18 protein-coding genes and 1 pseudogene are annotated in these 25869 nt (G+C 59.5%); 3 read left to right on the top strand and 16 right to left on the bottom strand.

From position 1 onward, the window contains the following. Positions 1-23 precede the first annotated feature (23 nt). From glmS to HDF16_RS16540, 6 genes and pseudogenes are all read right to left on the bottom strand, one after another. Positions 24-1970, bottom strand: coding sequence for a glutamine--fructose-6-phosphate transaminase (isomerizing) (glmS, locus tag HDF16_RS16560; RefSeq protein WP_184218733.1), 1947 nt, complete (start codon positions 1968-1970; stop codon positions 24-26). 119 nt (positions 1971-2089) lie between these two features. Further along, positions 2090-2563: a tetratricopeptide repeat protein gene (locus HDF16_RS16555; RefSeq protein WP_221312805.1), complete on the bottom strand. Its 474-nt coding sequence runs from the start codon at positions 2561-2563 to the stop codon at positions 2090-2092. Between the two features lie 51 nt (positions 2564-2614). After that, a pseudogene (locus HDF16_RS31875) lies at positions 2615-2677 on the bottom strand (SEC-C metal-binding domain-containing protein); the annotation flags it as partial. Positions 2678-2972: 295 nt separating this feature from the next. Further along, a complete protein-coding gene (fliB, locus tag HDF16_RS16550; RefSeq protein ID WP_221312804.1) occupies positions 2973-4313 on the bottom strand; it encodes a flagellin lysine-N-methylase in 1341 nt (446 codons plus the stop codon). 231 nt (positions 4314-4544) lie between these two features. Then, on the bottom strand, positions 4545-5396 hold the full coding sequence (locus HDF16_RS16545; protein WP_221312802.1) for an alpha/beta fold hydrolase: 852 nt from the start codon (positions 5394-5396) through the stop codon (positions 4545-4547). Positions 5397-5448: 52 nt separating this feature from the next. After that, positions 5449-5805, bottom strand: a complete 357-nt coding sequence (locus tag HDF16_RS16540; RefSeq protein ID WP_184218725.1) for a cytoplasmic protein — start codon at positions 5803-5805, stop codon at positions 5449-5451. Between the two features lie 83 nt (positions 5806-5888). Between HDF16_RS16540 and HDF16_RS16535 the strand changes: the two genes are divergently transcribed. Further along, complete coding sequence (locus tag HDF16_RS16535) at positions 5889-7073, top strand: acetate/propionate family kinase (RefSeq protein ID WP_184218722.1); 1185 nt, start codon at positions 5889-5891, stop codon at positions 7071-7073. A gap of 432 nt (positions 7074-7505) precedes the next feature. Then, positions 7506-9908 (top strand): phosphoketolase family protein, encoded by a 2403-nt coding sequence (locus tag HDF16_RS16530; RefSeq protein WP_184218720.1) that lies wholly within the window; start codon positions 7506-7508, stop codon positions 9906-9908. Positions 9909-10091: 183 nt separating this feature from the next. Here the strand turns inward: HDF16_RS16530 and HDF16_RS16525 are convergent, their stop codons facing one another. The 6 genes from HDF16_RS16525 to HDF16_RS16500 form a co-directional block, all read right to left on the bottom strand. Continuing rightward, on the bottom strand, positions 10092-13328 hold the full coding sequence (locus HDF16_RS16525) for a carboxypeptidase regulatory-like domain-containing protein (RefSeq protein WP_184218717.1): 3237 nt from the start codon (positions 13326-13328) through the stop codon (positions 10092-10094). 291 nt (positions 13329-13619) lie between these two features. Next, positions 13620-14447 carry a glycosyltransferase family 2 protein gene (locus HDF16_RS16520; RefSeq protein WP_184218714.1) on the bottom strand — a complete coding sequence of 276 codons (828 nt, stop codon included), beginning with the start codon at positions 14445-14447 and terminating at the stop codon, positions 13620-13622. Positions 14448-14548: 101 nt separating this feature from the next. After that, on the bottom strand, positions 14549-15775 hold the full coding sequence (locus tag HDF16_RS16515) for a beta-ketoacyl-[acyl-carrier-protein] synthase family protein (RefSeq protein WP_184218711.1): 1227 nt from the start codon (positions 15773-15775) through the stop codon (positions 14549-14551). Between the two features lie 22 nt (positions 15776-15797). Beyond that, positions 15798-16070, bottom strand: coding sequence for an acyl carrier protein (locus tag HDF16_RS16510; protein WP_184218708.1), 273 nt, complete (start codon positions 16068-16070; stop codon positions 15798-15800). 106 nt (positions 16071-16176) lie between these two features. Then, positions 16177-17241, bottom strand: a complete 1065-nt coding sequence (locus HDF16_RS16505) for a type III polyketide synthase (RefSeq protein ID WP_184218707.1) — start codon at positions 17239-17241, stop codon at positions 16177-16179. A 51-nt stretch (positions 17242-17292) separates the two neighbouring features. Further along, positions 17293-18165 carry a hypothetical protein gene (locus HDF16_RS16500; protein WP_184218704.1) on the bottom strand — a complete coding sequence of 291 codons (873 nt, stop codon included), beginning with the start codon at positions 18163-18165 and terminating at the stop codon, positions 17293-17295. A gap of 215 nt (positions 18166-18380) precedes the next feature. Here HDF16_RS16500 and HDF16_RS16495 point away from each other — a divergent pair, with 215 nt between their 5' ends. Continuing rightward, positions 18381-20186: a mechanosensitive ion channel family protein gene (locus HDF16_RS16495; protein WP_246409176.1), complete on the top strand. Its 1806-nt coding sequence runs from the start codon at positions 18381-18383 to the stop codon at positions 20184-20186. Between the two features lie 143 nt (positions 20187-20329). Here HDF16_RS16495 and HDF16_RS16490 read toward each other — a convergent pair whose 3' ends face one another. The 4 genes from HDF16_RS16490 to HDF16_RS16475 form a co-directional block, all read right to left on the bottom strand. Continuing rightward, positions 20330-22003: a hypothetical protein gene (locus HDF16_RS16490; RefSeq protein WP_184218701.1), complete on the bottom strand. Its 1674-nt coding sequence runs from the start codon at positions 22001-22003 to the stop codon at positions 20330-20332. Between the two features lie 154 nt (positions 22004-22157). After that, a complete protein-coding gene (locus HDF16_RS16485) occupies positions 22158-22565 on the bottom strand; it encodes a helix-turn-helix domain-containing protein (protein WP_184218698.1) in 408 nt (135 codons plus the stop codon). Between the two features lie 428 nt (positions 22566-22993). Further along, a complete protein-coding gene (locus tag HDF16_RS16480) occupies positions 22994-23443 on the bottom strand; it encodes a c-type cytochrome (protein WP_184218695.1) in 450 nt (149 codons plus the stop codon). A gap of 25 nt (positions 23444-23468) precedes the next feature. Further along, a complete protein-coding gene (locus HDF16_RS16475; protein ID WP_184218692.1) occupies positions 23469-25715 on the bottom strand; it encodes a tetratricopeptide repeat protein in 2247 nt (748 codons plus the stop codon). Positions 25716-25869: the final 154 nt, after the last annotated feature.

Raw genomic sequence — 25869 nt, 5'->3', positions numbered from 1 at the left:
GTATAGGACTGTTTATACCGAACTTATTCTACGGTCACGCTCTTTGCCAGATTCCTTGGCTGATCCACATCGCAGCCGCGCCTTACGGCTATGTGGTAGGCGAGGAGTTGCAGGGGGACTACTTCGAGGACCGGGAGTAAGAGCTCCGGGGCCTGGGGGATGTAGATGACGTGTTCGACCAGTTGGGCGATGTGCTCGTCGCCCTCGATGGCTATGGCGATCACGCGGCCGGAGCGGGCGGTGACCTCCTGGATGTTCGAGAGGGTCTTTTCGTACTTCAGGACAGAGGAGGCGTCTGAAGGGTCTTTGGTGGCGATGCAGACGCAGGGGAGGGTCTCGTCGATGAGGGCGTTGGGGCCGTGCTTCATCTCGCCTGCCGGGTAGCCTTCGGCGTGGATGTAGGAGATCTCCTTGAGCTTGAGGGCGCCTTCGAGGGCGATGGGGTAGTGGATGCCGCGGCCGAGGAAGAGGAAGTCGCGGGCGGTGCTGAAAGACTTGGCTAGTTGGCAGCATTGGTCGTCTACAGAGCGCAGTATCTCTTCGATCTTGCCGGGGACTTTCGAGAGTTCGGTGACGAGGTGGATGGACTCTTCCTGCGTGATGGTGCCGCGAAGCTGGGCGAGGTAGAGGGCGAAGACGAAGAGGGCGGTGAGCTGGGCGGTGAAGGCCTTGGTGGAGGCGACGCCGATCTCCGGGCCGGCGTTGGTGGTGATGGTGCCCTGGGCTTCGCGGGTGACGGCGGCTCCGACGACGTTGCAGATGGCGAGGGTCTTCGAACCTTTGGCGATGAGTTCGCGCTGGGCGGCGATGGTGTCGGCGGTCTCGCCGGACTGGGTGATGAGGAGGCCGATGGCGCGGGGGTCGGCGATGGGGTCGCGGTAGCGGTACTCGCTGGCGTAGTCGACCTCGACGGGGAGGCGGGCGAGGCGCTCGATCATGAACTTGCCGGCGAGGCCGGCGTGCCAACTAGTTCCGCAGGCGGCGATGGTGATCTGCGAGGCGGTGCGGAAGTCTTCGGGGGTGATCTGCATTTCCTGAAGAAAAACTTGACCCGTGTCTAAGGAAACGCGGCCTAGCGTGGTGTCGCGGATGGCGCGGGGCTGCTCGTTGATCTCCTTGAGCATGAAGTGCTTGTAGCCGGCCTTTTCGGCCTGGATCGGGTCCCAGAGGATGCGTTGGGGTTTTAGGGGCAGAGGAGCGGCGTTGAAGTCGGTGAGGGTGACGCCGGAGGTGGTGAGGATGGCGACTTCACCGTCGGCGAGGAAGTGGATGTTGCGGGTGTGGTGGAGGATGCCGGGGACGTCGGAGGCGAGGAAGAATTCGCCGTCTCCGAGGCCGATGACGGCGGGCGGGCCCATGCGGGCGGCGACGAGCTTGTTGGGCTCGTGGGCGGAGAGGACACCGATGGCGAAGGCTCCGGTGATGCGCTTGACAGCGCGGCGGACGGCCTCTTCGAGCGGGATGGCGCTGGTGGTGGGGGCGTGGACGACGGCCTCAGCGATGTCGGCGCGGTGGGTGCGTTCGCCGGGCTTGAGGGTGATGCCGCTGGCGAGCTCGATCTCGTCTTCGATGAGGTGGGCGATGATCTCGGTGTCGGTCTCGGAGAAGAACTTGTGGCCCTTGGCGATGAGGGCCTGCTTGAGCGTCAGGTAGTTTTCTACGATGCCGTTGTGGACGACGACCAGGGTGCCGGAGCCGTCGCGGTGGGGGTGGGCGTTCTCTTCTGTAGGCCGGCCGTGGGTGGCCCAGCGAGTGTGGCCGATGCCAAAGGTGCCGTCTACCGGGGAGTTGGCGATGACGGCTTCGAGATTACGGAGCTTACCGGGGGCGCGGCGGAGTTCGAGGCCGTTCGGGCCTCCGGCGACGGCGATGCCGGCGGAGTCGTAGCCGCGGTACTCGAGGCGGCGAAGGCCTTCAATGATGGTAGGGACGACTGACTTGGGGCCGATGTAACCGACGATTCCGCACATAAGGACAGGGTATAGGGTTTGGGGGATAGGGGGTAGGGGCTGTCGGGTGGTGTCTCAGGTTAAGATCGCAGCTTACCGCCGACCACTTCGGCCAAAGCGGGATGATATCCCGCTTATTGTTACAACAGCCAGTCGCTGGGGACCTCATATTTACTTCCCAGCCGGACCGCCACTGCCATATGCGCTTTCGCGCGATGTTCATCTTTGCAGAAGGCGTAAGCGATAGCGAGGTTGTAGTGAGCGTCAGCGTTCTCCGGATCCCGGTCGAGATTGCCGTCGAGAAATTGAATGGCCCTTTTCAATAACTCTTCCTTATGGACTTCGGTCATTTCCCCGCTCTGATAAAGCCGAATGAAGCGGTCCAGGGTGAACTTGCCGAGGTTATACCAAATGGGGGGATAGGTAGAATCTGCTTGATGTCCTCGCCGCAATGCGGAGAACGCTTCTTCCGTTCTTCCCGCCGCTTCGTACTGAATGCCGAGATCATTCCAGATCAATGGATTCTGCGGACTAATTTTCACGAGACGTTCCAATATCTCACTGGCCTCTTGATGCTTGCCCTTGGCTGCGAGCGCCTCCGCAGCCTCACGCAACTCCAGCTTTTCGCTACTGGCGAGGACGAATTTTGTAGGCACGGCGTTAGCTCCGCAGCAAAGCTTCGCGCGCTTTCCGCTCCCACAGGGACACAGATGTTTGTTCTTGCTCATAGCTCCATCATTCAAAATCAATCTTAGGTATCTTACCGATTACAGGGTTGCCATCCAGTGCCGTGCTGACTTCACTAGCGGCTAAGCTTCACGAAACGCCGTAGTGCTAAGCGGAGCCCGGGAGCGTCGTGGGACGACTGGTATCCGCTTTGACAGTTCGCTATCACACGTTCATTCATTCCATGAGGAATAGGGACATTCTTCAGAGGGTGAAGCAAAGACTCTATCTGGGCTTCGACTTGTGATATGACTTCCTGACATCTTCGGGTCACTTCAGCCTCCGATCATAGATCGGTCAGTTCTTCAGCAAGATGGATATTCCAACGAGATTCCCGAGATTGGTTTTCTGCATGAACTCGATCATCGAGTCCAGTGCCGTCGGGTCATGGTCAAGCTCTCTTGCGAACGACTGGATTGTCTTGACGACATGTTCTTCTGAGAACCCCTCTTTGAAGTGTCCGGCGATTCCAATAAGCAAGCCATTGATGATCGCGAACTGAGTCGCCATGAGAATGTATTCGTCGAAGATCGAGCGGGCAACGAAGTCTGCACTCCTTGCACGTCCGAAGGGGAACAGCGTTTTAAACATATGGTTCAGGAGGTAATTTTCAAAGATGTAAGGACGTGCCTCGAAGAAGGGACGGTGGTAGAACTCCTCTGCGTGACGCATCCGTTCGACGTCTTCACCTGGCTTGGCACCCTCCGACGATCCAATGCCTTCAACAAAGTCCCAATAGGTATCGAGAAACCGGGTGCCACATGTTTTGTCCTGAGCGCGCTCGGACACGAACTTGAAGAGAACCCGTAGCTTGAGAGCAAGATCTGTCGGTAGGTTCTCCGTTTCCGAACACCCCCGCTCGGTTCCGACAACACGGTGATAGTCGACTAAAATCGCGAACACTTTCGAGAGGGCGCCGTCGGTGGGGATTTCGTCGAGCTGCTTGCAAAGAGAGCCGATGAGCAAGAGCCGTTCCCATACAGGGCGTGAGCGATCTGTCACAAGCGCGATCATGCATCGGCGCACATCGTGGAACGCTGAGTAAGGCTTGTGACCGTAGCTAGCCTCATTGCTTGTCAGAGTGAAATAGTTGTCTGTTCGAAAAGCGCCAGATAGGAGGTCCGATACGACTTGTGTTGAGTGTGGGACGAGCAAAACGTCACGCGCCGCTTGCGGGCAAGATAAAGAAAGTGAACCTTCCAGTCTGCTGTCTACCAAATTCAACACGCGAGGATAGATCGAACAAGTTGCCGATAGGAGCTGCGGGCCATATTCCTCCTGGATGCCGCACAAACGGCCGGAAGTATAGAACGGACACGCCCCAGAGTCATTACGCGTGATCTGAGCGAAAAGATTGTCATGGGTCTCTGCGGTCTTGACGGACACATATTCCGCTACTACCGATCCTAGCTTTTCAACTGGGAAGTTTTGATACAGGCGGTAAGTGTTTTTATCCAGAGGGATGGTCCAGGTATGACAGCAATCATCTTCACAGCTCGCGCCGATACACTTGAAAGCTCCCGCGTAGGTCGGGCACGTAGGCGCTGGTCCAGCGTCGCCGCTTTGGTTGGCAGGAGGCTTTGCTTGGGGCACTTTAACGTGTCCAACCATAGGTACAAGTGGTTCTGTAATGTCCATGTCCATCGCTCTTGTCTAAGGCTCGACCGTTATGTGGAACAGTGCAATTTTTTCGTTATGACTTGCTTCAAGGAGCGAGACCTGTAACGACAGGAGAGGGCGCGCCACACAGTCGGCCTCTAACCGGATAGACGCGGTTATTCCCAATCCGCTCGACTATTTATTCTTTGATTTCATGACGTCTGTGGCTATTGCTGTGAACGTCGTACCGGTCCCTAGGAGCGGACACTTCTATTCGGTGGGTTTGAAGTCCTTGAAGGGCTGGGTGAAGAACTCGTCTACCTTTTTGTTGACTTCGTCGGCGTGCTCGATGACGGTGGGGTGGCCAGAGTTGGGGACGATCCATAGCTCGGCGTGGGGAAGGTTCTGGTAGATGACCAGGGTGTGCGGGAGCGAGATCACGTCGTGGTCGCCGGCCATGATGAGCGATGGGGTTTGGATGGTGTGGAGCTGGGCCAGGGTGATGTGCGGCTCCCACCAGTCGAGGAGGAAGAGTTTGCGGTCGTTCTTTTCTTTGGGCGTGGTGTAGGTTTTGGTGAGGCCGGTGGTGTATTCGTGCTCCATCTGGTCCCATAGACCAAGGGCGAAGGGGTCGGGGCCTACCCAGAGGTTGGCTCCGGTGGCGACTAGTTTTTTTACTTTCTCGGGGTGGCGCATGGCGAGGAGGAGAGCGTTGATGCCGCCGTCGCTCCAGCCGAGGACGTAGGCGGAGTCGATATGCATGACGTCGAGGAGGGCGGCGTAGTCGTCGGCCATCATCTCGAAGTTGAGGGGATGGTCGGGATCAACGGAGCGGCCTTGGGAGCGACTGTCGGCGAGGATGACCTTATAGTGCTTGGCGAAGTACGGGACGTTGCGGAAGAAGGCAGACATGTCACCGTTGTTGCCGTGGATCATGAGGACGGGCGGGCCTTCGCCGTAGACCTCGGTGTACATCTTGAAGCCGTTGATGTCGTAGAACTTACCGGCGGCGGGATTATGGTCGTAGGGGATGGGCTTGGCCTCCTGCGCGTGGGCCGCGGTACATGCGGCTGTAGAGAGCATGAATACTGTGCTGAGGGCAATCCGTTGCAGCAGGCGCATGGTGACGACTCTCCCGTTGATCGATTGGTGAGATTGTGGCGTGACTCGGATTCTACAGGTGTTTGAGCTCGGTAGTGATTGCGCGGAAGGTCGCATCGCCTACGTTTTCGAGCGTGTGAGGTTGCAGCGCGGAGCCCCACGTGACAACGCCGGCCACACGTTCGATGCCGGAGGTGCGGCTGTCCATAAGGACAGTGCCGCTGGCGTCGCGGCGGAGAATGTCGCTCCAACTGATCAGGTGCAGTGGACCGGGCCAGCGGTGGGTATGAAGCGGCGTTCTTTCGCCGGGCGGAAGGATGGTCTCTACGACGCGGACGGCATCGTTTTCGAAGAGCAGGCGATGGTGTCCGGGGGCGGCAATGAGTGCGTCGAGATGGTCGGGCCAGTCGGATGTTTCAGGCGCAGGCATGATGCGGATTCTAACTCGGCGCGCTGGAGTGCATCGAATGGAGCAATACGACGGTGGTAGGGTGACGGCAGAGGTGTGGCGCGATGCATGTGCTGGTGATCAATAGCGGGTCTTCGTCGATCAAGTTCTCGATGCATGATGTGGAACGTGGGTCGACACCTGTGGAGGTGTATGCCGGTGAGTTGAGTGGGATTGGAGCGAAGCCAGAGTTCAAGTTTCAGGATTCGAAGGGCAAGGACCTTTCGGGTGGGCGGAAGGCCGAGCCGAAGACGGTCGAGGATGCCATTCGCGCGGTTGAGGAGCTGACTTCGGCGGATGGGCTGCCGAAGGTGGAGGCGGTGGGATATCGAGTGGTGCATCCGGGGGCGAAGCTCAAGGGGCACCAGAAAATCACGCCAGAGGTGCTGCAACAGTTGCGGGAGGCGCGGGCGTTTGCTCCGCTGCATGATCCGGTGGCCGTGGAGATGATCGAGGAGATGATGCAGAAGCTGCCGGATGTAGGGCACTATGCGTGCTTCGACACGGTCTTTCACGAGACGATGCCGGAGGGCGCGACGACTTACGCGATTCCCCAGGAGTATCGCGACCAGGGAGTTAGGCGGTATGGATTTCATGGGCTGAGCTGCGAGTCCGTGGTGGCGCAGATTTGCGAGGCAGGGATGGCGATGCCGGGGCGGATGGTGATTGCGCATCTGGGCAGCGGATGCAGCGTGACGGCGTTGGTGGATGGCAAGTCTGTCGATACCTCGATGGGTCTGACACCGACGGGCGGCGTCGTGATGGGAACTCGACCGGGTGATCTCGATCCGGGGCTGCTGATCTATCTGCTGCGGCAGATGAAGGGCGATACGGCTGCGGAGCTGGAGGCGATGTTGAATCATAAGTCGGGGATGGTGGCGCTGTCGGGGATGGCGAACGATATGAAAGCCGTGCGTGCGGCGTCCGCGAGCGGAGATGCGAAGGCGCGGCTGGTGGTGGAGGTATTTGTGCGGAGCGTGCGGAAGGCGCTTGGCGGGTTCGCATTTCTGATGGGAGGGGTGGACGCCGTGGTGTTTACGGGTGGGATTGGGGAGCATGATGAGGCTACTCGGCGTGAGGTGCTGACGGAGCTTGGCGGGGTTGGGATCGTGATGGATAAAACTGCGAATGGCGCGAAAGCAAGCGGGCTGAGGAAGGTGAGTGGGGACGCTTCTGCGACGGCTGTGTTTGTGGTGCCTGCGGAGGAAGATCGGATGATTGCGTGGCATGTGGGCGAGATGGCGGGGTAAAGCAGTTCGCGCCTTCGCGCGAATCGCCCACCCATTCAATATCCCGGCAGAAAGATCCGATCGGTATGGGGGTGTAGAGGGGATGCAGTTCCTTCGACTGCGTCCCTCGCGGTGAAGCATCGCGAGGAACTTCGCTCAGGATGACGGGGTTGTGGCAGTGTGAAGGAAAGAAAGCAGATTCCCTGCGGGAATGACAAGCAAAAGAAACTCATGCAAGCAAGAGCGACAGTACAAAGCCTGACTCTTGTAACCGCTCATTCATGCTCGGCTAGCAAATCGGAGCTAATTTGAAGTTCTGTGACGCGAGTCACAGCGTTCTGTGTTGGACTAGCGTCATATGGATGTAGAAGCAGAGAACTCTGGATTTTCTGCAAGCGCCAGGCGTGAGTTTTCGCCTGCCCACCCCACGGGCCCAAACACAAGGAGCTGCGCATGTCCTCTTTAGCAATTCAAGACGATCTCGAAGTCGAAGTACCCGCACTTACGCAAGAAGAGCTTCGCAAGATGGATGCGTATTGGCGTGCTTGTAACTACCTCTGCGCGGGGATGCTGTATCTGAAAGAGAATCCGCTGCTGCGTGAGCCGCTGAAGGCAGAGCAGATCAAGAACCGGCTGCTGGGTCATTGGGGATCGGACCCGGGGCAGACGTTTACCTGGGTGCACCTGAACCGGCTGATCAAGAAGTACGACCTGAACATGATCTATATCTCCGGGCCTGGACATGGAGCTCCGGCGACGCTTTCGAACTGCTATCTCGAAGGCGTGTACTCCGAGGTGTATCCGGACAAGAGCCAGGATGAAGCGGGGATGCTGAAGTTCTTCAAGCAGTTCTCCTTCCCGGGCGGGATTGGGAGCCACTGCACGCCTGAGACGCCGGGGTCGATTCACGAGGGCGGCGAGCTCGGGTACAGCCTGGTGCATGGATTTGGCGCGGCGTTCGACAATCCTGATTTGATTGTGAACGTCGTGGTGGGCGACGGGGAGGCTGAGACTGGCCCGCTGGCTACGAGCTGGCACTCAAATAAATTTCTCAACCCGATTCGCGATGGGGCGGTGCTGCCGATCCTGCACTTGAACGGGTACAAGATCGCCAATCCTACGATTCTCGCGCGGATTCCGGCGAACGAGTTGGAGATGCTGTTCAAGGGTCTGGGATGGAAGCCATATGTGGTTGAAGGTGACGATCCGGCCGTCATGCATCAGAAGATGGCCGAGACGATGGAGCGGTGCGTGCTTGAGATTCGCGCGATCCAGGAACATGCGAGGACGACCGGCGATACGACTCGACCTTACTGGCCGATGATCATCCTGCGCACGCCCAAGGGATGGACCGGGCCGAAGGAAGTGGACGGGCACAAGGTAGAGGGATCGTGGCGAGCACACCAGATTCCGATTCTTGATCCGAAGACGAACCCGGAGAATCTTGCCAAGCTGGAAGCGTGGATGCGGAGCTACAAGCCGGAGGAGCTATTCGATGAAAGCGGCGCGCTGATTGAAGAGTTGCGCGAGATGGCTCCGAAGGGGCAGCGGAGACTGACGGGTAATCCTCATGCGAATGGAGGGCTGCTAAGGAAGCCACTGGTGCTTCCGGACTTCCGCGACTATGCGGTGGAAGTGAAGAAGCCCGGGCAGATTGAGGTTTCGCCAACCGCTACACTGGCACTATTTCTGCGCGATGTGATGAAGGCGAACATGACGAACTTCCGCGTGTTTGGCCCTGACGAGACGGCCTCGAACAAGCTCGATGGCATCTATGCGGCGAGCCCGAAGACGTGGATGGAAGAGCTGATCGCGCAGGATGCGGACGGCGGCTTCCTGGCCAGAGATGGCCGCGTGATGGAGATGTTGAGCGAGACGACGCTCGAAGGCTGGTTCGAGGGCTATGTGCTGACCGGGCGGCACGGGCTCTTCTCGACGTATGAGGCTTTCGTTCACATCATCGACTCGATGTTCAACCAGCATGCGAAGTGGCTGGAGAAGAGCAAGGCGGAGCTGCGTTGGAGAGCTCCGATCTCGTCGATCAACATCCTGATTAGCTCGGTGGTTTGGCGGCAAGACCATAACGGATTTACGCATGAAGATCCGGGCTTTCTGGACGTGGTGACGAACAAGAGCCCTGAGGTGACGCGGATCTATCTTCCGCCGGATGCGAACTGCGGGCTGAGCGTCGGGGCGCACTGCCTGGCGAGCACGGAATACATCAACGTGATCGTGTCGGATAAGCAGCCGCACCTGAGCTACCTCACGATGGACGAGGCAGTGGAGCACTGCACGAAGGGCATTGGGATATGGGACTGGGCGAGTAATGACGATGGTGAAGAGCCGGATGTCGTGATTGCCAGCGCGGGCGACGTTGCGACGGCAGAGGCACTAGCTGCGGTGTCGCTGCTGCGTGAGCACTGCCCCGAGGTGAAGATACGGTTCGTAAACGTGGTTGATCTGTTCAAGCTGATGCCGGATACCAAGCATCCGCATGGGCTTTCGGATCGCGACTTCGATTCGTTGTTCACCTGTGACAAGCCGGTGATCTTCAACTTCCATGCTTATCCATGGCTGATCCACAAGCTGACGTATCGCCGGACGAACCATGCGAATCTGCATGTGCATGGATACAAGGAGCGCGGCAACATCAACACGCCGCTCGAATTGGCGATCGTGAATAGCGTAGACAGGTTCCACCTTGCGATTGATGTGATTGACCGGGTGAAGAAGCTGCAAGCTACCGCTGCTCATACAAAGGAATGGCTGAAGGGCCAGATCGTCGAGGCAGTGAACTACGCGCATGAAAACGGTATCGACAAGAAAGAGTTCCGTGAGTGGAAGTGGCCGGCCTAAGAGCAACGCCGGCGTGCAGAGCAAAGGCAAAATGCGGGTCTCTACACTACGCATCGCGATAGAGCAGCCATGCTTCGGTCGAGATGACGTTTTTTGACGGGCTCCAGATGTCTTCACAGAAGAGAAAAGCCCCACTCCTTTGCAGGAGTGGGGCTTTTGAGTTGATTCGGGTTGAGGTTTGAGTTAGAAGATGATCTTTCCACCGAACTGAGCGTTGAAAGGTTCACCCGAACCGATACCAGGGGCTCCGTTGTAGTCGCCGATGGTGTCGTTGAGGGTTGCGCTGCCGTTTGAGGGATCGAACTGGCCATTGGGAAGCGCCGCAAAGCTGATGCTGGGTGGAGCGTAATTGATGCGGTTGAATGTGTTGAAGAGCTCAGCGCGCAATTGAACGGTGAGACGCTCATAGACCTTGAAGTTCTTGAACACCGAGAAGTCGACGTCCGAGAAGCCAGGGCCATAGAACTGGTTGCGGCGGAGCGTACCGAAGGTTCCGGCAGCGGGAAGAGCGAAGCTGCTGAGGTTGATCCAAGTTGCATTTGGGCTCTGGCCGTTGATGCCGGTGCGAGCCGATGCGACCTGGTTGACGCGATCGAGGCCTTCGTTGGTTCCGCTGTTGTCTGTACCCGCGAAGATCTGGAAGGGCTGACCGCCGTGGAAGTTCATCAGCGTGTTGACCTGCCATCCCTGCGTGAGAAGCTTCATCCGCTGCGATCCGGGAACCTCGTAGCTTAGGAAGGCAGTGAAGTTGTTACGGGTGTCGTAGTCCGAGTTGCCGTAGTCTCCCTTGAAGTTGGTGCTGTCCTGCGGGAGCGTACCGCGATACTGCGAGACTTCGTCGAGGTTGTGAGCCCAGGTGTACACGGCCTGGGTCGTGAGGTGGTGCCAGTTGCTGACGCGGAGCTGCGCCTGCAAGGAGTTGTAGTTGGCGGTCCCGATGCTCGAGATCTGGTTGATATTGCCGTACTGAGCGTACTGACCATAGTAGGGACGGGTCTGCTGGCGCGCAAAGTCACTCGCATAAATTCCGGGAGCAGCCTGGTTGATATCAAGCAGGCTGAGCAGGTGGCGAGCCGATGAACCGACATAGCCAAGTTCGGCAATGACGTTCTTCGACAGGGTGCGCTCGACATTGAAGGTGTAATTTTCGTTGTAGGAAGGACGGAAGTTCGGAGCCACGGTGAAGACACCGCAAGGCGAGGTGGCCGAGCAGGGATAGCCAGCAGACGACGGGAAGATTGGAACTCCCTGCTGAATGGTGGTGTTCGATCCGCCGTTCGCCGCGCTAACCGAGAAGACGGGATCTCCGCCACCGGGGTTTCCTTCCACTCCGTTCGGGGCCTGGTTGCCAGGGCGATTGTCGAGGAAGGGATTCAGGTTTGGAGTGTCCGCGTACCAGCCGTATCCGGCGCGGAGGACGGTGTTTTCATCCAGGGAGTAGCTGAAGCCAACGCGAGGGCTGATGTTCTTGTAGTACTTCGGATAGAGCGAATCGACCTCAGAACCCTGGAAGGCGAGGCCGTTGGTTGCGGTGAGGGCCGGACGAAAGACCGAGAGGTTTTTGTACTGATTGTGGAGGGGGCCTTCGTAGTCGTAACGAACGCCGTAGTTGATATTCAACTTCTGAGAGACCTGCCAGGAGTCCCCGGCGTTGATGAACCAGGTGTTGACGAAGACCTGACGGTCGGGATCGCCAATGGTGATGCTGGCAGCAGAGGTCTGTCCGGCGAGGAAGTCGGCGAGCGCGTCCACACGGCCCGATCCGCCTGTCACAACCTGAGTGCCATCGAAGGTGAACGAACCGGTCGCATGGCGATGATAGAACTCATCAAGCTGGGCCTGACGGAACTCACCACCGAAGCGGAACTGATGCTTCCCCTTGACCCAGGAGACCTGGTCGGTGAGGTGGCCGGTGATGTCATTACGACCCTCGGGAGGCGTGAGACCCACGGGATCAAAGCCCTTGATGGTGATGTTCGGGGCATTCGGGAAGGTGGCACCGGTGACAAATCCGAGAGCCTGTACATTCTGATTGGTCTTGTAGTCGTTGAAGACCTGGTTGAAGTAGTTGACGCCAGCGAGCATCTCGTTCGAGATGGTGGGCGATATCTGGCGGCTATAGACGATTGCGATGTTCTGAACGTGGATGGGAGCTACTTCGTAATAGGCAAGGAGCTGCGATCCGACGGGAGCTACCTGATTGCCCTGACCGACGAACCAGTGAGCGCTAAGCTGGTCCTTATCGCTGAGCTTGTAGTCCACTTTGCCCAGGCCGTTGTAGCTGTAGCCGAATTCGGGATCGGTGGAGTGGAAGTTGTTGACGGTTCCGGCGGTGTCCGCGGCGAGAACACTGGTTCCCCAGAGATCGTTAAGGACGTTCTGCATGACAGGATTCACTGCGCGGCCCTGCTGATTGAGCAAAGCGATTGCCTGGTTCTGCCAGCCGACGGATGGCTCGGTGGCGGTTCCGGACTCACCAATAACGAAGCGCTGCTGCTCGTAGGTAACGAAGCCAAAGAGCCGGTCCTTGAGGAAGGGGCCGCCGAGCGAGAAGCCGGTGTTGTAGTTGCGGACCTTCTGCTTGGTGTCGGAGAAGGGGCTCTTGGCCCCGAAGAGCTCATTGCGGTTGAAGTAGTAGGCGGTGCCGTGGATGGAGTTAGTGCCAGATTTGAGGGTGAGGTTAACGGTCCCGCCGGGGTTACGTCCGCCTTCTGGGCCGGCCTGGGTCTGAGCAGAGAACTGGTCGACCGCATCGATGGGAAGAATGATGCCGGCGATGCCGGAGACGCCGCCCTGGTTGACGGCGGGAACGTTGTGCCAGAGATCGTTGTTGTCGACGCCGTCGATCTGCCAGTTGACCTGGTTGGCGCGGGTGCCGTTGAGCGATCCGAAGCCGCCGCCGGAGTATCCGCCGAAGCCGGGCGTGAGAGCGATCATCTGGGTGAAGTCGCGGCCGTTGAGCGGAATGTCTTCGACGGTCTTGGAGTCGATAACGGTGTTCTGTACGGTCGAGGTGGTGTCGAGAGCGATGGCGCTTGCTTCAACCTCGATGGTGGTCGCGGACGAAGAAATGGAGAGCTTGACTGGCAGGGTGAAGATGACGCCCGCTGAGACATTAACCTTGTCGGTCTTTACCGTGCTGAATCCGGGAGAAGAGACGACGACCGAATAGGTGCCAAGAGGAAGGTCCTGGAAGAGAAATTCGCCAGCCGAGGTGCTGGGTGCAGTCTTTACCGCGCCGGTGTCTACGTTGGTGATGGTGACGGTGGCGTTCGGAATGACGGCGCCGGAGTTATCGGTGACGGTGCCGTTGACACCGCCGCGATACGTCTGGGCAGTCGCTGTGACCGTCCAGGCGAAGAGCGCGATCAACAGACCGAGCGTGGCGACCTGAAACTTCCTATACATCGTGGGCTTCACGAGTACCTCCTGAAAATGAAAACAGTTTTCCCCGCCGTATATAACGGGTGTTTTTGAGATTGGAATGTAGGGATGCACCAGCTTCTTGGCTGGGTGCTACATAGAAACGGAACGAAATCAGAACCCGGTGCTTACTCGAAAGTGGGGGTACTTGAAAGTTACGTTATGTGAATGAGAGATGAAGCAAAGGTAATTTGATTCGTTTTGAATTGCAAGCTGATTCCGGAGGCGTACGAAGAGGAGCCTGCTTTCGGAATTGCCGGACGAGCGCCAACGTAATCTGCCTGCACACTACTTCGAGGGCGGCCCGGAGCGGCGAAGCTCATCCGTCTTGAGCACGATGAGGTACTCGTAAATGGACTGGAGAGCAGCATAGGTCAGACCGGCCCGGCCATCGAGAATGGCCCGGCGAACCAGCGTCATGTAGAGAAACTTGAGCACCGGGCGAAACGGGAGTCGATAGAAGATGGCCTTCTGATGCAGGCGTCGCTGGTGAAAGCTGCGGTCGAAGAGGGCCGTCTTGAGTGATGGATTGCGCAGGCCCTGCTGGCGAAAGATAAGCTGGGCTTCCATCGTGGAATAAGTGTTGTGCTTGTCCATCCACTGCGCGATTCCCTTGGAGAAGGGAAAGTGATCGAGCGGTGAAGAAAGGTCGCCGATCTCTCCCTTGACCTCGAGAACCTCGTTAATGGCGCGGGTATAGTGCGCGCTTTCGTGGCGAACGAGGCGGATATAGAAGGGCGAGATCTGGGCGTGCTTGAGCCATGTGCCGAAGAGATAGTCGCGGCGCCGGAGGCGGAAACCGGCCATGCCTGCAGGGGCGGTAGCGACAACCTGGAGCATCTCTAAAGCCAGCGGCGGAGCGGCGCGTTCATCGGCGTCGAGCAGAAAGAGCCAAGGATATTTGAAGGGTATCTCGCGCAGGGCGGCGGTGCGATGCTGGGCGTAGTCGTCAAAGGGCCGCTGATGAATGTGTGCACCGGCGGCACGGGCGATCTCGACCGTGCCGTCGACACTGAACGAGTCGAAGACGTGGACGTCATCGGACCATGCAACGGAGGCGAGGCAGGCGGGGAGATCCTGCTGCTCGTTGCGGGTAAGGATGAGGACGGAGATCATGACGGCCTATCGTACTGCTCGACGCATAAAGAAAGAAGCAGATCCTCCACCTTCGCCGAAGAATGACTAGACGTTAGTCGCAGCGGTGATAAACGGTTGGTTCAGCGGTAGCGCTTGAGGGCAACGACCGCGTTCAGGCCACCGAAGGCGAGCGAGTTGGAGAGAGCGATGTCGCGGACGGGATCAGCGGGGCGGGGCTCGTTGAGGATGATGTCGAGGTTGATCGTTGGGTCGACCGTCGTGACACCGGCGTTGAAGGGCAATTGGCCGGTGTGAAGCGCGAGAACGGTGGCGATGGCCTCGACCGCGCCTGTCGCACCGATGGAGTGGCCATGGAGGCTCTTGGTGGAGCTGACGGGGATCTGCGCGGCGCGATCGCCGAAGACTTTGTGGATGGCGGCGGCCTCGACGGTGTCGTTGGCCTGGGTGCCCGTGCCATGGGCGTTGATGTAGCCGACATCGTCAGGTGAAGCGCCCGCATCTTTGAGCGCCTTGCGCATCGCGAGAGCGGCGCCGTCAGACTGTGGCTGGGTGATGTGGTGGGCGTCGGCGGACATGCCGAAGCCGACGATCTCGGCGAAGATGGGGGCGTTGCGAGCGAGGGCAGCGTCGAGACTTTCGAGGACGAGCATGGCTGCGCCTTCTCCGAGGCTCATGCCGTCACGGTCTGCCGAAAATGGCCGGCAGGCGGTGGGGGAGACGACGCGCATGCTGTCCCACGCGCGGAGAAAGCCGAAGGTAAGCGGGGCCTCATGGCCACCGGCTATGGCGGCTTCGGACACTCCGGAGCGAATCATGTGGAAGGCTTGCCCGAGCGCGTGCGTGGAGGAGGCACAGGCAGTGGAGATATTGAGCACGGGGCCGGTGATGCCAAGGTCAATCGAGATGTGACTGCCACCGGCAGAGGCCATGGTGCGCGTTACGGTGAGCGGATGGACGCGGGCGTTGCGGTAGTAGAGCTTCGCGGTCTCAATCTCTTCCGACGAGCGTCCGCCGCAGGAGCAGCCGAGAATCACGGCGATGTCTTCCGGGGCGTAGTGCTTCATCAACTCGCTCTGTTCGGCGGCCTGGCGGGCGGCGACGATAGCGAACTGCGCCGTGAGGTTCGTCGCGGTAACGACGCCGGTGGAGAGGTGCTGGTCGGGGTCGAAGCCGGTGACCGAGGCCATGCGGGTAAAGCGGATGCCGTTCTGGCCTTCAACTGCCTCGGGCAGGATGCCAAACTCTGCGATACCGGTGCGACCGGCGAAGAGGGATGCTTCAAACTCGGGGACAGTAATGCCGATTGGCGTGATGCAACCCATACCGGTGATGACGACGCGCTTCAAGTGGTGATACTCCTGCGAATGATTAGATGGCCGGGGTTGCGAGTTGCACGGCGGCTTGGTGCTGCAGACGGATGACGCCGTCGACGATGTCGCCTACGGTCTTGAGGCTGCCGATGGAGTCGTCGGGAATCTGGATGTTGAAGGTGTCTTCGATCTCGAAGGATATGTTGATCTTATCGAGGGAGTCGATGGCGAGTTCGTCGAAGGTCTGGTCGCGGGTGACGGAGTCTTCGGGGATCAGCTTGGACTTCGCGATGATCGCGATACAACGCTGCTCTACCGTCGCTTCCTCCATGCGTCACGAAACCTTTCCCTAAGTGGGCGTTGCCTGTCGCAGAGCGTCAGAGGCGACGTTCTTTAGGGTACAGCATTGTGCTGAAGGTTCGCTTAAGAGGCGGAACTTACCACTGGAGAAGAACGAGTTCCGAGCAGAAGCCGGGACCCATGGCGGCGAGGATGCTGTAGGTTCCGGGAGCGCCGCGATGCTTCGAGAGATTTTCTTCGAGGACGCAGAGGACGGAGGCAGCGGAGAGATTGCCGACCTCGCGGAGACTCTTCCAGGAGAGGGCAAGAGCGTCTTCAGGCAAGCCGAGGGTGGACTGCATGGCTTCGAGGACCTTGGGGCCGCCGCTGTGGAAGATCCAGCTTCCGATGTCGGAGATCGCGATGTTGTTGGCTTCGAGGAAGCGGGTAGCGTCGCCGAGGAGATTCTTCTCGACGACCTTGGGGACGTCAGGCGAGAGGACGATGCGGAAGCCCATGTCGCCGATGTCCCAGCCCATGACGGTCTCGGTGTCGCGGTAGAAGGTGGACTGGGTGGCGATGACGCGTGGGCCGGGCTGCGACAGGTTCGGGATGACGGCATCTTTGCCGGCGATGACGACGGCGGCGGCTCCATCGCCGAAGAGGCCGCAGGAGATGAGGTTGGCGATGGACTGATCGTCATCCTGCCAGGTGAGGGAGCAGAGTTCAACTGAGAGTAGAAGCGCGATCTGATTGGGGAAGGCCTTGACGTAGTCGGACGCGCGGGCAATTCCTGCCGCACCAGCGACGCAGCCGAGGCCGAAGATCGGCGTGCGCTTGACGTGCGTCGGGAAGGGCAGCAGATTGATGAGGCGGGCGTCTATGGTGGGGCTGGCGATGCCGGTGACCGAGGCGAAGAAGATTGCGGAGATATCGGCAGCGGTGAGGCCGAGGGGATCGAGCGCATTAGCGATCGCGATCTTGGCGAGGGTGACAGCTGCATCGATCCAAGCGGTATTGGTCTGGCCGAAGCCCCTCAGCGTCGGATATACGTCGAGGGGATAGACGAGATAGCGGGTGTCAACGCCGCAGTTGGCGAAGAAGCGCTTGATGAGGCGTGGTTCTTCCATGTTGCCTTCCCAGCGGGCGGTGAGGGCTTCGGCGATCTCTGACTGAGAGTATTTGTTTGGCGGGAAGGCGGTTCCGACGGAAGCGATCTGCATTCTTGTCCTTTGAACTTTTAATTTAGATGGGCGAAGTTATAGGTGCGGCAATTAGTGGATGCGGGCGAGCTGGCGTTCGTAGAGAGTGTTGCCGGGGTATTGCTTCATGAGCGTTGTGAGGATTGACCTGGCCTGCTGGGGATTGCCGTCGCGGATTGCGGCGACGGCGAGCATCATGCGGGCGAAGGGTGCGAGGTAGTGGCCCTGGTTTGCGGTCAGCGTGAGGAGCTTGATTCCCTGCTCCTTGTCGGTCGAGGCGCCGGTGATGCCGAGAATCCAGCGAACGGCTGCGGGCTTGAGGCTGAGCATGTAGTTCTCTACTCCGCTAGCCAGGTAGGCATCGTACATGTGAGGGTCGATCGCTAGCGCCTGCTTCGCGAAGGCGCTAGCCTGCTTGGTGAGCGAGAGGGCGGCAAGGTCTTTCTTGTCGATCATCAACGCATAGTCCGAGCGCATGCCGTAGACGAGGGTCTTGGTGTAAAAGGCGCGGGCGTCTTTGGGATTGCGCTGGAGCGCTGCGTCAGCCAGCTTTTCGGCTTGATTCGTACGGTCATCAAAGGACTTGCGAACGGCTGCGTCGGGGGTGAGCCTGCTGCGGTTGTCGAAGCGGCTCTGGTCGGCGAAAAGCTGGACATCGATGATGTGAAGGCGATCGAACTCGCCGAAGAGGTAGGCGGCGGCATCGGAGGCGGCGGCGAGGCCGTCGTCGGGATGCTGCGCCAGCCACTGTTGAAAGACCTTGTGGGCGGCCGGGAAATTGACGTTATACATGTCGAAGTAACCCTGATCGAGGCCCTGGGAGTGGTCAACGATGGGGGTTGTGGACTGGGCAGGAAGCTGGCCCGGGGGAGCTGCCGTAAAGATAGCGAGGAGCATGGAAGAGACTGTACTGAATACGCGGCCCATCTTCTGGTGCAACTTCATGCTGACTTGCCTCAATTCCATGATGACGGGTCAAGGTTATGGTTCTGTGACCAAGCGGTTAGATGCAGATTTCTCCTCCTGCTCGAAACAGGAGCAAGCGCGGCGTGTTGATCGGCGATTGCAGGCAACCTGCTAGCCTTAAGACGAGCGGATGATCGATGAGTTACGCGAGGGCTGGGTTTCGAATGAAGTGGTTCCTAAGAGATGGGCGGCGGATGCTATTGGCAATCCCTGCGATGGTATTGGTGTTCTGCCTTGTAGGGCTGTATCTGACGCGGGGGGCGATGGCGAACCTCTCGTTCCTGGGTGATAAGAACACAGGGCTGGTCGACCAGCGGCCGTGGCAGACGGTACGGGCGCTGGCGCCGCTGGCGGTCTCGGCAGAGGAGCAGAACTTCGCGCAGGAGGCGGAGCGACTTGCCGACCACGAGGTCGACCAGGCCTTTGCGCAGGCACTGCGCGAGGCCAGCACGCAGGGCAAGACGATGACACCCGAGGCCCAGGCGCTCGCTGCAAAGGTCAGCCAGCTAGAAGATGAAGTGAAAGCGGACAAGGCGCGAGTGGTGGCTCTGGGCGGCGATCCGAAGGCGAAGCTTGATACCGGAACGGCCGCGGCGACCGATAGCGGAAACGACGACCTGGACGCTGCGCAGACACAGCTTCAGCTCGACAGCGACGAACTGGACGATGCGAACGAGAACCTTACCAGGGCTACGGGCGACAAGCGCGGGACGATCCAGCAGGAGCTTTCGGAGCGCGAGACCGCGATGAAGAAGAGCGCGGTGGATGGCGGCGGGAAGACGGCGATCGTCTCAGCGAAGAGCCGGGGGACGCTGGCTGCTCGCATAGCAGGGTGGTTCGATCAGCGCAGCCGGCGAGGGCTGATTCTCGAGGCGAAGCAGCAGGCGGACAAGGATGCAGAGACCTTGAAGGGGCAGCACGCGAGGATCGAGGCGCAGGCAGGAGTTGCAGCGGCAGCAGCGAGCGCGGGCTTGACCACCGCGGGAGTTCCGGCACAGAACGCGCCCAGCGCGAAGACGACAGCAGCTTCGACCGTAAAGCCGACAACGCGCGTCGGCCGGCTGCAGTTGCTGCGGACGCTCTCTGAAGAGCACTCGATTCTGGAAGACAGGCTGGCAACGCAGCAGCAGCTCTCAAAGGTCTATGGCGATTGGGCGGCTCAGGTGGACCGGCAACACAAGATCGTCTTCCACCTGATGCTAAGTTCATTTGCACTGATCGCATTCATCGTTCTGTGCGCGGTGTTAGCTGTCTTTGGAATCGATCTTCTGGTTGATCGCTCGAAGATGGAGCCGCGCCGAATGCACACGATGAAGACGATTGCGCTGCTCGCGGTGCAGGCTGTTTCGCTGTTGCTGGTGCTTCTCGTGGTCTTCGGAACGCCGAGCCAGATGCCGACGATTCTTGGCCTGGCGACGGCGGGAGTCACGGTCGTCTTCCAGGACTTCATCCTTGCCTTCTTCGGCTGGTTCGTCCTAATGGGCAAGAACGGCATCCGGGTCGGCGACTGGGTGGAGATCAACTCGGTCGGCGGCGAAGTGGTCGAGATTACGCTCTTTCGTACCATGCTGATGGAGACGGGCAACTGGACGGACAAAGGCCATCCGACGGGACGGCGGGTCACGTTCATCAACAACTTTGCAATTACGGGGCAGTACTTCAACTTCTCGACCGTGGGGCAGTGGATGTGGGACGAGATTTCGCTCACCATTGCCGCAGGCGACGCCGCTTATAAGACGATCGAGGCGATCCGTGATCGCGTGATCGCCGATACGCGCGAGGATGCCCACCTTGCCGAACAGGAGTGGAAGCTAGCGACGCGGCAGCAGGGGCTGAGCCAGTTTTCGGCGACGCCGTCGGTGGACCTGAGGCCCGGTGCAGCGGGGATCGACATTATCGTGCGGTACGTGACGCGAGCTGGAAACCGGTTCGAGATGAGGACCAAGCTATATCAGGCTCTGATCGACATTCTTCAGTTGCAGCCGGAGAGGCTGGCGTGATTTTGGTTATCTGATATTGCTCAACCGTTTGGGTAGAGAAACGAAATGCGGGAGTCTCTCCTCTTCGCCAAGCGATGCAGCCGCTTGGCTCCGGTCGAGATGACGTTTGTTGGACGAACGCAGAGGCGTCGCTACGACAAGCGTCAGTCGAGGGTGAGGTTGGCGCCCGGAGGCAGAGACGGCTGGAACGCGACGAGATTCTGGTGGACGCGCGAGGCGGTGCCGGAGTCGGTCGCATAGAACTGGACCTCGGCCTCTGCGGCAGAGACCAAGGGTCCAGTGAGCGCGAGTGTGGCGACGTGGGTCCAGCCATTGGGAATCTGATCGGGAAACCACTCCTGGTAGACGATGACGAGGTGGACTCCGTTCGCGGCGACGAAGGCCTGGTAGTCGGCCGGGGACGCATGATGAGCGATCATCAGCCGCGCGGTTTCAGAACCCAGGCCGCCTAGATCGAGCACCGGGTATGGATTGTGATACGAGACCAGGCCAAGGTCATTCACCGCGACAGGCGCACGGTAGTAGCCGTCGATGAACCGGTGCATCTGTAACTGCTGCTCGTAAACATTGTTCGAGGCCTGCGGCACGTGGGCGGTGCTGTTGACGTAACGCGCCCCCACCAGCAGCAGAGCGGCGAAAGCTCCAGCTATGAGGACGGCACGGCTGCGATGGACGACATCGTAGCGCCGCTCGGGGGACATGGCGAAGCGAACGAGAGTCCGCGCGAGGAAGAGGCTCATGAGGCAGACGCCGAGGAGCAGATAGTCCTCGTAGCGTTCGAGCCAGCCGAATCTGCCGGCCACCGCCTGGCCGCCGATCAGGCATAGCAGGGGGAGCGAGATCAGGCCGTTTGGAGTCCACGGGTGGCCGCGCCGGAAGAGGTCCTGGGAGAACCGGGCCGCCGCGAACAGTCCAATAAGCAGGAGCGGAAGTCCGATGGGGTGGCCGATCATGGTGTCGAGCGTCTTCGTAAGGCCGTGCAGGAACTGCTGAGCGCCGCCGCCCATACCGCCTGCGACGACGGACTTCACCATGATCGAACTGGGAAGCGCGGAGAGACCCAGATGTTTCAGGAAGATACTGAATCCTACGATCAGGACCGTCATGGCAGCGAAGGTGGCTAACGCCGTACGTCTGCGACCGCGCAATGCCAACAGAAGGATCGTCCCGATGCTGAGGGCGATCCCCTCGTAACGAACTAAAGGTGCAAGTATCAGGACAAGCGGCAGCCAGCGCGGCATCTGGCGGCGGTCGATGAGTTGAACAGCGCCGTAGACCGTGGCGGCCACCAGAGCAATGTGCAGACTGTGTTCGAGGCCGGTGAAGACAACACCTACAAGGTTGAACGAGATCGCAATGAGCGCTACGGCCGCCGCCTGCGCGAAGGTCGCCAGGTTGTCGCTGCCCAAGCGGAGGTGATGCAGAAAGCGGCGAGTGATCTCAACGGTCGCCAAGAGACAGGCGATGTTGATAAGGAGCGGGAAGTAAGGGTGCAACCGGGTCCCCGATGCGATCGCTAACAGAAAGGGGAACAGGATCGAGGACGACGGAGCCGCGTGCGTACCCGGATAAAGGCCATAGTTGCCATGGCGGATCTGATCGCTGAGGGCGAGATGGATGTAGGGGTCGTCCAGGGTGTAGGTGAAGGTTCCACGATTGATCTTGAGAATCGCCGCGAAGAGAAGCGCGACCAGCACGACGATGACCCCGTACGCGAAGGGTGATGCCAGCCGACGAAGGGTACTCTGTGTTTCTGTCGCTTGCGCTCGATACGGTTCGGCATCGACAGGCTCGGCGAGCCTAAACGGATCGGTCATCAATATCCCTGATCCAGGTAGACCAGGCCCCTCACAACGATACCCGGAATTGTGGCGCGCGGCGCGGACGATGGAGGGATTGACACGCCTCCCTGTTTCCTGCTCCGCCGCCTACGGCGAAAAGCCGGACGACGAAGAGGAACTCGGAAGAGGATTAGAGGTTTTTCAGCAGCTCGGAGAGGGAGACCTTCATCCCCAGCGCAATCACTTCAAGCATCGGCAGGGAGATGGACTTGCGGCCACGCTCGACGTCGCTGATGAAGCTGCGGTCGATGCCGAAGTCACGAGCCATGCGAAGTTGCGTGAGATTGCGCTCGCGGCGAAGCTCGCGGAGCCTGAGGCCGAAACGGCTACTGACATCGAGGGCCGGCGAGTTTGCCGGGGCGCTTGAGGCAGCATCGGGCACGGAGATCTCAGCGGTCCCATCTGCGGACGAGTCTGCGGTGTGGCGCGGCGTCGAGGGGCGTATAGAGTCGCTCCATGAAAAGCTGGAACCGGAAGGCCGGGCGGCTGAGGTCTTTGAGGACTCCGCTACGAATGTCTGAGTCGTTGTAGTTAGCATGGGCCCATTCTTGGTCGAATTTGTTTGAAGCCTTGGAGGCGAAGCGAACAGGAGCCCACTCATCCGCCAGCTGCGAGATCAATCCGATCTAAGCCAGCCAGAAAAGCCCGAGTTACGATGTGATTTCGAAACCCGATCCAGACAAAATTGAGATCTGTTTACGGAAGCTTCTATCAAGCCGCGAGATATTTCCAAGGGAAATCACACAAAGTGACTTTTTTGCTTGAACCCCAGTTACCAGGAGAAATCGGCGCAGAAGCCGTCGTTCGGCTACAGAAGGTAGCCAATTAGCGACAAAGCTTTGTATTTCGAAATAAAAGGGAGCAACTGCGCGGGCAGTGTAAGCCTGGTAACGAGAGGCTGGAGTAACACGATAAATTATTACTTCTGAAAGTTACCCAGCTTGGATAAGCCGATTTGCTTCTGGCTCAGTCGCCCGAATCGTCGTCGGATGGCTTGGCAGGGACAGAAGGAGCGGGTGCCTTTGGGGCGATACCCTTATGCGCTGGCTTGCGCTTTGCGCTGAGATAGTCCACCAGCGACTTGATTTCATCCGGCTGCAGTACATCGCCAAAGGCTGGCATTCCGTTGCCGCCTTCTCGGATCTGCTTTTCGATTCGGCCCTTGTGCCACTTTTTCCCCACGGTGGAGAGATCGGGACCGCGGTCGGTTCCTGTGAGATCGGCACCGTGGCAGTGCTGGCAGCCTTTGTCGTGAAAAACTGCGGCGCCGACGGCCTGGACCCGCTTTGACGAGGCATGGACAGTGTGCGGTGCGGCCGCGAGAAGCAAGCTGAGGAAGATAGCTCCCCCGGCGGCGATGGCCGTTGCGAGGTGGGGGCGGATTATCTGTGGCAGATGGGGAAGGTCGAATCTCATAGGGCCCGAGGAAGTGGTCTCTTCCCTATTGTGTACCACCACCCGCCATGTCCCCCGAGGTCGGGGCAACGGCGTCGACCTTCTTGATCGGAGCGTCTAGCTCGTGGACATGCCAGACGACGCTCTCATTCGCGATCTCGTTGTGGCCGCGGAGGTATTCGAGAGCGTAGGTAGCAGCGGTGGGGTCGTCCTTCTGGTCGGCGAAGATGGCGGCTTGCTCGGCGGCCTTGTCCTTCAGCTTCAGGCGGCGGTAGAGGATGGCGAGGTTGTAGTGCGCTGCGAGGTCGTCGGGGTCGATGCTCTGGACGTACTCGTACTCAGTGCGTGCAAGGTCATACTTGTGCTGCTGATAGTACGAGAAGCCGAGTTCGCGATGGGCGTCGCGGGACTGCGGGAAGAGCTTGATGACGCCCTGCAAGTCGATGATCGCGGTGTCGAGGTCGCCTTCGTTGCGTTCAACCAGAGCGCGATAGTAGAGGGCGCGGGCGTTGCCGGGTGAGAGAGAAAGCGCCTTGGCAAGGCTGGGGCGGGCGTCGTCATACTTTTCCCAGAGGATATCGACGATCGCCTGGTTGGTGAAGGAGTCGGCGTAGTCCGGACGCATCTTCTGGACGTGCTGGAAGGCGGCGACCGAGGCGGCGTACTGCTGCGCGTCGAGCAGAGCGATGCCGTAGTTGTTCCAACGCATCCACTCCTTGTTTTCAAGCTTTGCCTGGGCAGCGTCGAGCGGTGCAGGGGCGTTGTCGCCGATATGGATTGTCCGCGTCTGCGAGACCATGTCGACCACCGGCTGGACGTAGTGCTGCTTGTTCATGCCGAAGTCGATGAAGTGCTGATTGAAGCGGCGGTACTTCACGGTGGCGGTGATAGTCACGTCGCCCGAGGCCGGCAGGTGGAAGGAGTACCGGATGAGCTGCGAACGGCCTGACTGGATGGTGTTGTTGTAGGCGACGACGCGATTGTCCCAGACCTGGTGAAGGCTGTTGAGGCCGCCCTTCACGTTGATGAGGCGGTTGGTGAAGCTGTGGGCGCGCTCGTCGAGTTCGCCATTGGTCTTGAGGAAGCCGCTGTCGTCGATGATCTTGCCGTTTGAGTCCTTGACGGTGAAGGCGACCCAGGACTCGTACATATCGCGCTGCTCGGGAACATGGCTGTGGGCGATGCCCTTGTTCTGGATGATGACGTTGGCGGTGACGAGTTCTTTCGGAGCGACCTCGAAGCTGGTTAGGCCAAGCGGCGCGATGAGGGATTGCGGGTCGCCGGAGCCGGTTTGGGCAGCGACGCCGTCGGGCTGCTCGCCGTGCTCGAGAGCGAAGATGTCGACGTTGAAGACGTTCGCCTGAAGGAACTGCACGATGCGCGTGGCCTGCTCGTCGAAGCCGTAGATCTTCGGGATGACGGTGTTCGCGCCGAGCCAGCGATGCGAGGCGAGTTGGCCATTCTTTGCGCCATAGTCGGCCAGCTTCATGGGCTCGCGCTGCATGTGGCAGGTCTGGCAGGTAGAGACCGAGTCCTTCGTATAGAACGGCAGCGGCGATTGTTTGGCGAAGGAGGAGTTCTGCCACTCATCGTAGAGGAAGATGGCGCGTTGCCATTTGTAGCCGTTCAAGGTTTGCGGCAGGGCGGCCTTGTGGCAGGAGGCGCAGAACTCACTGGTCTTGTAGAAGTCCTTCATCACCGCCTTACTGTGGCGATCGAGGTGGGTGAGGATCTCGGCGTCGGTGACCGGGCGAGTGATGGGCTTGCCGTCTTCGTCGACCATCACGGCGGGAACGCCCATGACGTAGCTTCCGGTGCCGCGGGTGTCGCCTTTGGAGATGGAGTGGCAGACGCTGCAGGTGACGCCGTCCTGGTCGTAGGGTCGCTTCTTCGGTGCGCCTTCGGTGAGGGCGCCGGAGACGAGAGCGATGGGGTCGTGACAGCCCTCGCAGTGGCGGGAGAACTCAATTCCCTTCTCCTTATTCAGAAGGTCGACGTTGCGAAGGTAGTAGGGGACGCGGTTGGCGTTTGAGTGGGCGGACTCACGCCACTGCTGGTGGGCCTCCTGGTGGCAGTGGCCACAGTAGTCGGCGGTGTAGAAGCTTTTGGGGCTGATGAACTCGCCTGTGTCTGTGGTGGCGTTCGAGGGCAGGAACGGCTTGTCTTTGCCATACCGGAAGTTATAGCCGGTTGCGATCTTTTCGCTGAAGGCGTGGCGCGCGGCAGCTGCCTCATCGGCTTCGGTGCCGGCCTTTACCGTGCGATGGACGTCCGCGCCCCAAACCACAAGCATGGTCGCGGCAAGTAGCGCGGCAGAGACGTAAACCAGATGTCTTGAACTGAATCTTGAAAACGACTTGTATCTGCTAGTCAAACCCTGACCCACCCGGTTGCACACCGAAGAATCTTCCGGCAAGTATCCGGCTCCGCTGCTGCCGGAAGATTGC

The sequence above is a fragment of the Granulicella aggregans genome, assembly GCF_014203275.1.
Taxonomy (GTDB): domain Bacteria; phylum Acidobacteriota; class Terriglobia; order Terriglobales; family Acidobacteriaceae; genus Edaphobacter.
Note: the sequence above shows the minus strand (reverse complement) of the source record. Positions and strands in the feature narration are given on the sequence as shown.

Bases quoted from the DNA above. Each gene is read 5' to 3' on its own strand.
- glmS (WP_184218733.1), bottom strand. From the start codon at position 1,970: ATGTGCGGAATCGTCGGTTACATCGGCCCCAAGTCAGTCGTCCCTACC.
- fliB (WP_221312804.1), bottom strand. From the start codon at position 4,313: ATGGACATTACAGAACCACTTGTACCTATGGTTGGACACGTTAAAGTG.
- HDF16_RS16545 (WP_221312802.1), bottom strand. From the start codon at position 5,396: ATGCGCCTGCTGCAACGGATTGCCCTCAGCACAGTATTCATGCTCTCT.
- HDF16_RS16540 (WP_184218725.1), bottom strand. From the start codon at position 5,805: ATGCCTGCGCCTGAAACATCCGACTGGCCCGACCATCTCGACGCACTC.
- HDF16_RS16535 (WP_184218722.1), top strand. From the start codon at position 5,889: ATGCATGTGCTGGTGATCAATAGCGGGTCTTCGTCGATCAAGTTCTCG.
- HDF16_RS16530 (WP_184218720.1), top strand. From the start codon at position 7,506: ATGTCCTCTTTAGCAATTCAAGACGATCTCGAAGTCGAAGTACCCGCA.
- HDF16_RS16520 (WP_184218714.1), bottom strand. From the start codon at position 14,447: ATGATCTCCGTCCTCATCCTTACCCGCAACGAGCAGCAGGATCTCCCC.
- HDF16_RS16510 (WP_184218708.1), bottom strand. From the start codon at position 16,070: ATGGAGGAAGCGACGGTAGAGCAGCGTTGTATCGCGATCATCGCGAAG.
- HDF16_RS16505 (WP_184218707.1), bottom strand. From the start codon at position 17,241: ATGCAGATCGCTTCCGTCGGAACCGCCTTCCCGCCAAACAAATACTCT.
- HDF16_RS16500 (WP_184218704.1), bottom strand. From the start codon at position 18,165: ATGAAGTTGCACCAGAAGATGGGCCGCGTATTCAGTACAGTCTCTTCC.
- HDF16_RS16495 (WP_246409176.1), top strand. From the start codon at position 18,381: ATGCTATTGGCAATCCCTGCGATGGTATTGGTGTTCTGCCTTGTAGGG.
- HDF16_RS16490 (WP_184218701.1), bottom strand. From the start codon at position 22,003: ATGACCGATCCGTTTAGGCTCGCCGAGCCTGTCGATGCCGAACCGTAT.
- HDF16_RS16485 (WP_184218698.1), bottom strand. From the start codon at position 22,565: ATGCTAACTACAACGACTCAGACATTCGTAGCGGAGTCCTCAAAGACC.
- HDF16_RS16480 (WP_184218695.1), bottom strand. From the start codon at position 23,443: ATGAGATTCGACCTTCCCCATCTGCCACAGATAATCCGCCCCCACCTC.
- HDF16_RS16475 (WP_184218692.1), bottom strand. From the start codon at position 25,715: ATGCTTGTGGTTTGGGGCGCGGACGTCCATCGCACGGTAAAGGCCGGC.